Annotated in this window: 10 protein-coding genes; 3 read left to right on the top strand and 7 right to left on the bottom strand. The window is 53.0% G+C overall.

What is annotated here, in order from left to right; all coding sequences use genetic code 11:
- Window positions 1-556: 556 nt before the first annotated feature.
- The 3 genes from E0L35_RS10530 to E0L35_RS10520 form a co-directional block, all read right to left on the bottom strand.
- Complete coding sequence (locus E0L35_RS10530) at window positions 557-1,219, bottom strand: hypothetical protein (RefSeq protein ID WP_138800238.1); 663 nt, start codon at window positions 1,217-1,219, stop codon at window positions 557-559.
- A 384-nt stretch (window positions 1,220-1,603) separates the two neighbouring features.
- Window positions 1,604-2,491, bottom strand: coding sequence for a carbon-nitrogen hydrolase family protein (locus E0L35_RS10525; RefSeq protein WP_171051136.1), 888 nt, complete (start codon window positions 2,489-2,491; stop codon window positions 1,604-1,606).
- 13 nt (window positions 2,492-2,504) lie between these two features.
- On the bottom strand, window positions 2,505-3,881 hold the full coding sequence (locus E0L35_RS10520) for an APC family permease (protein WP_138800237.1): 1,377 nt from the start codon (window positions 3,879-3,881) through the stop codon (window positions 2,505-2,507).
- Window positions 3,882-4,141: 260 nt separating this feature from the next.
- Between E0L35_RS10520 and E0L35_RS10515 the strand changes: the two genes are divergently transcribed.
- Window positions 4,142-4,948, top strand: coding sequence for a helix-turn-helix transcriptional regulator (locus E0L35_RS10515; RefSeq protein ID WP_223828037.1), 807 nt, complete (start codon window positions 4,142-4,144; stop codon window positions 4,946-4,948).
- A gap of 48 nt (window positions 4,949-4,996) precedes the next feature.
- Here E0L35_RS10515 and E0L35_RS10510 read toward each other — a convergent pair whose 3' ends face one another.
- From E0L35_RS10510 to E0L35_RS10500, 3 genes are all read right to left on the bottom strand, one after another.
- The gene (locus tag E0L35_RS10510; RefSeq protein ID WP_027958212.1) at window positions 4,997-5,395 is read right to left on the bottom strand and encodes a lysozyme inhibitor LprI family protein; all 399 of its coding nucleotides are present in this window, start codon (window positions 5,393-5,395) and stop codon (window positions 4,997-4,999) included.
- A 158-nt stretch (window positions 5,396-5,553) separates the two neighbouring features.
- Window positions 5,554-6,249 (bottom strand): metal-binding protein ZinT, encoded by a 696-nt coding sequence (locus tag E0L35_RS10505; RefSeq protein ID WP_138800235.1) that lies wholly within the window; start codon window positions 6,247-6,249, stop codon window positions 5,554-5,556.
- A gap of 267 nt (window positions 6,250-6,516) precedes the next feature.
- Window positions 6,517-6,723 carry a cold-shock protein gene (locus tag E0L35_RS10500; protein ID WP_007111857.1) on the bottom strand — a complete coding sequence of 69 codons (207 nt, stop codon included), beginning with the start codon at window positions 6,721-6,723 and terminating at the stop codon, window positions 6,517-6,519.
- A gap of 369 nt (window positions 6,724-7,092) precedes the next feature.
- On the opposite strand from E0L35_RS10500, the gene E0L35_RS10495 reads away from it, so the two are divergent.
- Window positions 7,093-8,049, top strand: coding sequence for a calcium/sodium antiporter (locus E0L35_RS10495; RefSeq protein WP_138800234.1), 957 nt, complete (start codon window positions 7,093-7,095; stop codon window positions 8,047-8,049).
- A gap of 86 nt (window positions 8,050-8,135) precedes the next feature.
- A complete protein-coding gene (locus E0L35_RS10490) occupies window positions 8,136-8,693 on the top strand; it encodes a hypothetical protein (RefSeq protein WP_138800233.1) in 558 nt (185 codons plus the stop codon).
- Window positions 8,694-8,702: 9 nt separating this feature from the next.
- On the opposite strand, the gene E0L35_RS10485 is transcribed toward E0L35_RS10490, so the two are convergent.
- Entirely contained in the window at window positions 8,703-10,502 is a 1,800-nt protein-coding gene (locus tag E0L35_RS10485) for a TRAP transporter fused permease subunit (protein ID WP_138800232.1), read from the bottom strand.
- Between the last annotated feature and the right edge of the window lie 35 nt (window positions 10,503-10,537).

Below are 10,537 nucleotides of genomic sequence, written 5' to 3'. Positions count from 1 at the left end.
CTCTGGCCCACAAGTTAGGGCGTGCGGTCTATTTCATGTTAAAGAACGAAAAGGTATTTGATGAACAACGCTTTTTAACGAGTTAGTCACGCAGCAGGATGATGATCAACGTCTAACTGGATCATCATGGAGTGTGCTGAAACAGGGTGTCTGCTGACTGATCTTGATATCTGAAACCCGATTTCTACACCCAACTCGAAGCCCGTCGCTTTGATTATCCATCCTGCTGGCGTGCATCAGTACCCTGAGCGAGTGGGCTTACACCGGCGCTGAACCTGAAACTAACTGGGACTGTAAAGTAACCCGCTTTTTGAATAGGACAGATGCTGGTTAACCGATGAATGTCTAGTGCCCCAGACCCACCTGCAAGGAGCAACTCGGTTTGGCAGTGGTGAACTACCACGTTAAAGAGCCTCAATAGGTGTTTGCTGTAAGCCACCAACAGCCAACGATGACAGATGAAGTAGGATCATTGGCTCAGGGACTTGATATTGACCGCTTACGCGGCCAATAAAAAATACTGCGGGCTATTTGACAGGCAGAAGGCTCATAGGTGTTATATTTTGGCCGGCAACCTTGAAGCCACGATAGCTCCGAACTCGTCAAAATATGAAAAGTTCCTTATAGTAAGTGTGTTGTTTGAAATCTCATAAGCAAACTCACCCTTTTCACCTATAAAATCATTTCTTTCATGGCTGTATGGCGATAACAGAACTTTTCCCGTTCCAGTCGTGTAATAAATACTAATTCCAGCTAATGCGGCACTTCCAGACTTAACATCTATATTTCCTAGCTGATCCACAGGCATCGTAACTGAGTACATTAGCTGGCTAAAAAACCTCCCATCATTACTAAAGTGGAAGAAAGGCTCGCTCGTATTTACTGCGACAAGCTCTAAGTATTTTGCCAGTTTATCGTTGTCATCTATTGGTATTTTGTCTCCATTATTTAAACTCATGCTGACTAAATACCAATTACCTACAAGCGAATGGTTCTCGGGTTCAGGCGCGTTACTGCTAGGAAAGTTGAACGATATCAAGCTGATTATTAAACCGATCAAGCCAGCATATGCACCAACGGCAGTAAGCTTGCTCGGCAAAGACCATTTTTTCCACTGATTTCGAGTAGGTATCATTGGTCGCGTAACTCCAAGTAGAAAAATATAACAGGTATTAGGCCGCATATCCAAAATTCGAGCGCCTGCTGCATTATCCTGCACCGTCACCTTGGGCCACGACCTGTCTTGCTGCTTATATGATCCACCCTACCGAATCCAGAGAATCCAGACTAACATAGGATGCTTAAGACGGCTGATTACCTTAGGTCTGGGGTTTTCAACGTCGATGTTGTCAGGTAAGCAAGAGTTACTATGGATAAGAAGGCTCTCAGTCAGAGCAATATTTGCACTCGTTCCTTACCCCTGCGAGGACGCAGACCGGGTGCGATATGCAGATGCGGGAAGAAGTAACGTTAACACTGGGCGGGTTAGCTGCTCAGCTATCTCAGCAATTAGCTTATTGCAGGCAACAGCCATCACCTGGGTGATGGCATCGTTGCACGGGATGGGAATAACGCGGGATTGGAGAGAGTGGTGGTCGGCTGCTTACCGTTTTCCCCTCCACTTACGTGGATCAATGCGGCCTTCGTACATCGGTAATTCCAGCACTGGGTCATCGTCTCGGAACTGAGACCACATGCAGTTCAAGCCTGCAGTGCCGAAGGTTCGCACACGCTCCACCTCACCCAGGTTGAGTACATCGGTAAGGATGCCCGGGGTAGCGCCGGACATCCTCGCGCGGATGCGGCCTTCGGGGTCGACGATCAAACTCTGACCCTCCCCCGCAGGCGCGGCTGAATTAGCGCTCACCATATACACCTGGTTGAAAATAGCATTGGCCTGCACAAGGATTTGCTCCTGGGCGCGGTCGCAGGTGGTGGTGGCCACTTGGTTGATGATCACCTCCGCCCCCAGCCACGCTAGCTGACGCACCATCTCGGGAAACCAGATGTCGTAGCAGATGGCCAGGCCGACCCGGCCTATGCCCGGCACTTCGAACACTTCAAAGCGATCTCCCGGCTGATAGGGCTCGTAAGGCCGCCAGGGGAAACACTTACGGTAGGCGGCCACTCGATCACCTTCGGGCGAATACACCGGCGCGGTGTTGTACAGATGCCCGTCCTCTCCCCGTTCGCATACCGTGCCGGGCAGCAGCCATACCCCCAGGTTGCGGGCGATACGTGATAAGTGCTGGTCACGGGAGCCATCGATCAGTTCAGCAGCGGCTTCCAGTTGCTCCTTGCGCTGCTGAGGCGTACCGGTGGCACCGCATAGATGAAGCTCCGGATAAACCACCATCCTTGGCTGTTCAAAATCAGCACCGAAGTCACTCAGGTGTACCGCCAGCTCGGCCTCGAAGTCCAGCAGTTCGGAGTCAATGCCGTGCGGCCGCGAGGCCTCCTGCACCACAAGGACAGGCAAATTTCTGGACATTGTAGATCTCCGTTTAAAGGGTAGCTTTTACTGAGGTGGGCGCTGACTCGGGCTCGGATTCATCAAAGGCCACTTCCGGCGGTTCGCGACGGAAGAATCGGGTCAGGTAGGCCAGCTGGGCGAGACCGATGGAAAGCCAGATCAGGCCAAGAATAAAGGCGTTGATATCCAGTTTACTCATCAGCCAAAGGTTAACCAGGGCACCGATTAGCGGCACTACCATCCCTCGAATCACACCATACTGGCGCCTTGCGTCAGCGTCTTTGCTTACTAAAAAGATCACTGACAGGTTAACCATCGTAAAGGCGATGAAGGCACCGAAGTTGATGAACGAGGCGGCCGATAATACATCGAGAAACAAAGCGATGATGCCAATGGCGCCCGTTAACACAATATTGAATACAGGCGTATGGAAACGCGAGTGCAGCGCACCGAACAGCTTAGGCGGCAGTACCGCGTCCCGCCCCATGGCAAACAGCAGCCGAGAGGCACTCGCTTGGGCGGCCAGGCCAGACGTGAATTGGGCAAGCACCATACCGGCCAGAAAGATAGCTCCGAAGAGATCCGCACCGATGGTCGTGGCAATTTCGAAGGCAGCGGAGTCAGCATTTACGAAACTGCCACCTGGGTGAACCAGTTGAGTTGTGTAACCTACCAGCACGTAGATACCGCCACCGATCAGTGCAGTCAGCATGATGGCTCTGGGAATATTACGCTTTGGCTCGATGGTCTCCTCGGTCAGCGTGGTGACGGCATCAAAGCCAAGAAAAGAGTAAGCGGCCACCGCTGCGCCCGCGGCAATCGCAGTGAAACCAGCCTCTTCACCCAAGAACGGCCCCAGGCTAAAAAGCGAATCAGTGCCACCGGTCGCAAATACGTGACGAATTGAAAGCAGTACGAAGAACGCGATCACCAGTATTTGGAAGACCATCAACAACGAGTTCACTTTGGACGCGAGCTTGATGCCGTAGATATTCAAGAAGGTGGTGATACCAATGAAGCCGAGCAGGAATATCCAGCTCGGCACATCAGGAAAACGCGCGTTCAAATAAGCAGCGCCGATCAACCAAATCACCATCGGCAGGAAGAAATAGTCCAGCAGCACGCTCCACCCCACCATAAAGCCAACACGCGAGTCGATGGCTCTGCGTGCGTAAGTATAGGCAGACCCGGCTACCGGATAAGTACGCGCCATAATGCCGTAGCTGTATGCCGTGAATAGCATGGCAACGGTAGTGATGAGGTAAGCAGTGGGTACGGCGCCATTGCTAGTGCTGGCAATCACACCGAAAGTGCCCAGCACGATCAATGGCGTCATGTAGGCAAGGCCAAACAACACCACGGCTTTTAGGGATAGGGTTCTTTCCAGTTTGATATTGTTATCCGTCATGATCCATCTCCAGGAAACGTTGGAACCGACAGCTGGCAATCGCTGAGTCGGCACAAAACGAAGAGGTGGTTTATCAAGCCAGCCGCCGAGGCTAGACCAGCTTGCTACCGTTAATGATCGGCTAATAACCCTCAGTTGCTGGCGTTGCAGCTGTCCAGCTAGACTGAGATGCTTAGTAGCCAACCTATCTAGAACGGTATTGGCAGCTCATCGGATCGTATATAACCCCAGCGTGGTATGGGCCTTCGGATGTGGAATCGGTGACTCATAGCGAAATTGACGAAGTACTGGCCAATACCCTCATGGCGTTGGCGACCCCTGCGTTGCCTCAACACTTCTCCACATTGGTGAAACGTCTAGCGGCATTCGATAACTTGATCATCATCGCTTATCACGGCGAACACCGGCCAGCGGTACTCTATCGGGAATACACCGACCCTGTCGTTTATCTACCGATGGATAGCCAATATCTAGGGGGAGATTACCTGCTGGATCCGTTTTACCGCGAGCACCTCAGAGGCGGTGTTCAGGGTATACGCCGATTGAGGGATATAGCGCCCGATCACTTTCGACGCACGCATTACTATAAGAATTACTACCAGCAGACCACACTACTGGATGAAGTAGCGGTTTTCGCTAATATCACTGAGAGTGATACGATAACCGCTTGTTTCGGTAGGGATCGTTCCAGTGGTAAGCCCTTTAACAGGCGTGAGCTTGAGGTTCTGCAACAGTACGAGTTAACCCTCAGCTCGTTGCTGAAAAAACACTGGCAAGATTACCGCTCTGACGATGTGATGAAAGCGGCACCAGCCCCTTTAGAGGAACGCCTGAGAGAGACGCTGAATCAGCAACACAGCATCCGGCTAAGCCCGCGCCAGGCAGAGGTGGCGCTGTTTATTCTAAGAGGCCACTCATCCCTATCGATCAGCCTACACCTGGGCGTCAGCCTTCAGACAGTTAAGGTCTTCCGCCGCCAACTCTACGCCAAGTGCTGCATCTCCTCCCAGGCGGAGCTGTTCGCGCTGCTTATGCCGCTGTTCGCTCGGCTGACCGAGCACGGATGACACCTTTACCTCGGGGCAACGGTTTGCATTCTAGCGCTTGACCGCCGTTTACCGAGAGCAGCTGAGATCGCCCTCTTCACAACTAGCATGCTCACGCAGTTGCTCGGTACGTTCCGCTGTCAGCGTTTCCAGACAGCCGTTACGCACCATGGGTTGGGCGCTACCGCCTTCCACAGCACTACTTTCAAACGCGCACTCAGCATCACGAAAGCCGATCCACGCCCGCTGCGCCGCTCTGAGCTTTTCGAGTGACGCTGAATTGTCCTCCAGACGGCTAACAACGGTTTGGTAAACCGCGTTGAGCTCGTCATCCGCCGCTTGATAGGCCTGCGCCGTGCACTGGTTTAGCTCGGTTTGCGTATTGGCGCTAGCACACGAATCATCCGCGGTAGCAAAGCTATTTGATAGCAAAAACCCGACACTCAGAAAGAGAGACGATAAGCGCATAGTGACACCTCTTGATGCTGGTTAAATCCGAACCGGAAAAAGTTAGAACATGTCCACGAAGCTGTATTTACCCTGTACTAATAAAGCAAAGCGCTGGCATCTCGGCCAGCGCTTTCTAGGTACACATCAAAAGATGTTTTTCGCTTAGGCGGTAACCGCTAGTGCGCAATCATTTCTTCGACAATCTCTTCACCGCTCAACTCGTATGGGTAATAAGTCGGCCAGTTGGTAACTTCTTCTAACAGCGCCTCACGGTCATCGCCCCAATAGAGATGGAAGTGATGCGCATCGGTGGGGTAAATACTGTGGTCACTAAATTGGATGTACTGGGGTAGATCATCGGATGCTTCTTCAAGCGCGTAGATGAACCGCACACCCCGGTTACCGGCTTGGTAAGTTAAAATTTCATAGCCATCGTATTGGTATTCACCCGTGCGCTCTTGGCCATTTTCAAAGAAAGTGACGTCGCTTCCATCAATAACGATACGCTCTACATCCGTTTGATAACCGGTATCGTAATACGCTTTATACTCTTCGGCGATCTTGTCGCCATTGTCTGCTTTATGCGCAAACACTTCGTCAAGGGTGCCATCTTGTAGGTAGGGATAAACGGACTGCCAATCACCCTCCCAGTCAGATAGCGCGCGATCCTCAACCTGGTCGTCATCAAAATAGCCCGAGTAGATATCGCTATCGTGGTCGTGGTCGTGGTCGTGGTCGTGGTCGTGGTCGTGGTCGTTATGAGTATGGTCGTGATCATGGTCATGATCGCTGGCGCTAACGCCTTGAACGCCCGTTAGTATCAGTGCACTCAATACAAGCGCGCTGGCGGCCTTAAGTGGCAATGGTGTCATATTCGGTTTTCCTTTGGCTGCTCGTGAAACAAGTCGCCAAAAAAGATACAATATAACATACCAACCAATCAAGCTCGTTTTTTACATTACGCGAATAAACACCTATAAAGCTAAGGGATTGATCGCAGAGCTTTTGCTGATCTAATAACAGGCGCAGCTGTGCTTGATGGAAAATATTTTTTGGCGGGCACAAACGCATCGGGCCCCGCCTAAGCGGGGCCCGATCATCGAATCTAAACGATTCGAGAACTTAAATAATCGCTAGGATTAAGAAAGCAGCTTAATGTTTGAAGCTTGAAGGCCTTTCTGACCTTGGGTAACGTCAAAAGAGACGTTAGCGCCTTCAGGCAGAGTTTTGAAGCCATCAGACTGAATTTCAGAAAAATGAGCAAAAACGTCATCGCTGCCGTCAGAAGGAGCAATGAAACCGAAACCTTTAGAATCGTTGAACCACTTAACTGTGCCAGTTGCCATGATATTAAATCCTTTTCGCAAGTCGCGAATTGTAGAAATCCTGGTATTACCCAGATAAATAGTGAGTAGAACAAGGAATACAATTACAGACTACCGAAAGAATTCGAATGTTTCTGGAACCATGCTTGCTTGCTAACTTACTAACTGCCGACATCCTGCCACGTGGGCAGTCGCAGGTCAAAGCCTTTGTGCTTTTTAATTTGTTGTTCTGCCTCTTATAGCCGTTTAAAAACCGCGCAAATTCGCAAAAATAGCCTTAATCTTGCCAATGAGCCAGGCACTACTAATCCGACCGCCTGGCGCGCTTTGCTTGCTCGCTAAAACCCGCTTCATTCGCGGCCTGGTGAGCATTCTGGAAGAGGTTTCAACATGCTATACGGACTTAGTTTATTGGCGGGTATCGCCCTTTTGACACTTGGAGGGGAGTCGCTTATCCGCGGCGCGGTGGCGGGTGCGCGAAGAGTCGGCGTCTCGCCACTGCTAACAGGGTTGGTGGTGGTTGGTTTTGGCACCTCGGCCCCTGAACTTGTCGTCTCGATTGATGCCGCGATTAACCAGCAGCCTGACATTGCGGTTGGCAACATCGTGGGCAGCAATATCGGCAATATCTTATTGATTCTAGGCCTATGCGCGGTTATTTGCCCAATGGTGGTTCAGCCTTTAGCACTGCGCCGGGATGGGCTGGTCGTGGTGTTGGCCAGCCTGCTGTTTATTGGGCTCTCCTTCGGCGGCGCACTGGGTCGCATCGATGCAGCAATTTTTATAGCGGGCCTGGTCGGCTATCTTGTTTGGGCCTACTTAAGTGAAAGCCGTCAGCACATTCCCGCGGCGGAAATGCACGCTTCAGAAGCGGAGGAGATGACCAAGCTCCCCACTACAGGCTGGATGATCGCCGTAGCGTTAGTGATTGGTTTGGGCATGCTGATTGGCGGGTCACAGCTACTCTTATATGGCGCCATTGGGTTGGCACAGGCCATGGGCATTTCCGAAGCAGTCATCGGCTTAACCATCGTCGCTGTCGGTACCTCACTTCCAGAGATGGCGGTGTCGGTGATTGCTGCGTTACGCCGCCATGCGGATGTTGCCGTCGGGAATATTCTGGGTAGCAATATTTTCAACCTGCTTGGCATCCTGGGTATCTCCGCGTTTTTACAGCCGCTACCCCTTGCGCCACGCGTGGCCCTGTTTGACCAATGGGTAATGCTGGGAGCCGCTGGCATACTGGTGCTGTTTTTGTATACCGGTATGCGCCTGTCGCGCTGGGAGGGAGCCGCACTGCTTGCAGGCTATACCGCTTATATAGCGTTAAGCTTTACGATCTTTTGAGATGGCCTAGTCGTTGATTGCGCCGAGCCAAAAACCCATCGTTTTTGGCTCAATGACTTGATTGTTTATCGTGGAGAAACGTCACCGTGCACATTGCAACCTTGGGGCCTAGTGGCAATAACCATGAACTGATTGCCAAGCGCTATCTCAGAATGCGTTGCTCAGGCGAAGGCATCGTGACTCTGTTTAGCCAGTTTGAGGCGGCCTTTCAGGCGCTCCTCGCGGGTCATGTGAGCCACGTTCTACAGTGCACCGCCCATGCAACGCATAGCGACTGCGTGGGCCGCTATATGCATCGAGCCTATCCCGTAGACACCTTTATAGCGGGCAGCAAGCCGCTGGCGCTGATTGCCCAGCGCGACTCTGTTCGCCCCACCCAAGTAGCGCTACAACCAGCGACCCGCTACTACACCGACTTAACGGCTTATACAGAGATCATAGACGCTCCCACCACAGTGGCGGTGGCAGAAGGGCTTCTTGCGGGACGTTTTGAGGCGGGCATTTGCGCTGAAGAGGTGCTAGGCCAAGCCCCCGAGCAACTGCGTTTGGTGCAATCACTGGGGCCTGCGCTGGATACCTGGGTAATGTTTGCCACCACTCCACTGGCAGCCTCTTCGCCGCTACGGTTAGACGCTGACGTTTAAACAACCAGGCTAAACCACAAAGATCAGGATAATCCCTCCCACGGCCAACGCGCTCCGCTGCCAAAGTACTTTGCGTGCAATCACCCCGTAAGAGATCGCCCCTAAACCAATCGCCACTTTTAGCGCATACAACAAGGCGCCGGAAGGATTGAAGGCCAGCTGGATCATCTCTGGGTTGGCCACCATGGCTAGAGGAATAATATACAGCCCTATTCCTAACGCCATGGCTTTGAATGCGACTTTTAGCCAGTTCTCCCCCACCATGCCCGCAGCAATGAACACGCCGCCACACACCGGCGGCGTGATCGTCGAGAGCAGCGCGTACCAAAAGACAAAAAGGTGCGCCAGAAGCGGTTCCAAACCTAGCGAGGTCAGGGCAGGCCCGGCGACAGAGACACAAATCACATAGGCGGCGGTGGTGGGCACCTCCATGCCTAAAATCAAGCAGGCGAGCGCCGTTAGTAACAAGGCTGGCCAGAGCATGTCGTTGGAGAGCGATAGAATGCCCGAGGTGATCTTGACGCCCAACCCTGTCAACGACAGCACGCCGACCACCAGCGAGGCACATAGAATAATGGAACCAATGACGGCAATCTGACGCCCAGCGGTGACCACTGCGTCGAATAAACGGGTGGCAAAGCCGGGGAGCGAAAAGCGCAGCGTCACGTTAAAGAAGAGCAGCGCAAAGCCCGCGAAAATCGCAACACTGGCGGCGTACTGAGGGGTAAAACCGCCATTAAAGATGCGCTCTAACAGCAGCACGAAGGGGATGGCAAAAAACAGCGAGGTAATCAGCACCTCTTTCGCGCTGGGTCGCTCGCTTTCGGCCACGGGCTTTAGATCATGCCGGGTCGCATAGGCATTAATACCCACCCAGACCGTCAAAAAGTACAGCACCGCTGGAAGCATCGCCGCGGCCATGATCTGGGTATAGGGCGTGCCCGTCAGTTCCACCATCACGAATGCCCCGGCGCCCATCAGCGGCGGCATAATTTGCCCGCCGGAGGAGGCAACGGCTTCCACCGCACCCGCCAGCGAACGCGGGTAACGCAGGCGCACCATGGAGGGAATGGTAATTGCCCCAGTGGAAGCGACGTTGGCAGACGCCGAGCCGGAGATAGAGCCCATCAGCGCCGACGAAATCACCGCCACTTTAGCGGCCCCACCGGTGAGCCGCCCCGCCACCGCACTGGCTAGGTTCATAAAGCCCTGGCCCGCCTCTCCCGCATTGAGCACCGCGCCGAAAATCACAAAAATCGCCACCACACTGACGCTTACCCCCGTCAGCGAACCCCATAATCCGCCTTCGGCAATCGTGAGCGTACCCACCATACTGGCCAGCGGCAGCCCAGGGTGACCAAAAGCGCCTGGAATATATTGACCAAAGGCGCCATACATCAACGCCAGCAAGGCCACCAACGGCAAGGGCCAGCCAATGGCTCGGCGTGCTGTCTCAAGCGCTAAAGCCATCAAAAACAGGCCAATCCCCATCTGTAGGTGGGTATCAATAAAGCCGTACTGGTTGGCTAGCGCAGCTTCGTTAAACGCAATATAGCCACAGGCAGCAACACCCAATACCGTCAGCAGCCAGCCGCTGACTCGCTGCGCTGGTGTATTGGCCATATAAATCAGTACCCATGGCAACAGCAGCGCCATATGCAGCGGCCGGCTGACCAGCGCAGGCGTTAAGCCATAAAAAATCAAGCCAAGATGGAATATTACACTGACTGCGCCTAACGCCATCCAGCCAGGCGCTACTGAGCGATCATCCTCAGGGGTCGACGCCTGTGAAGAGGTAAAAACACGCATGCCACACTGCCTATCAATACTGTATCAATACAGGA

Source organism: Halomonas sp. ATBC28 (genome assembly GCF_005937175.1).
Classification (GTDB): Bacteria; Pseudomonadota; Gammaproteobacteria; order Pseudomonadales; family Halomonadaceae; genus Vreelandella; species Vreelandella titanicae.
Note: the sequence above shows the minus strand (reverse complement) of the source record. Positions and strands in the feature narration are given on the sequence as shown.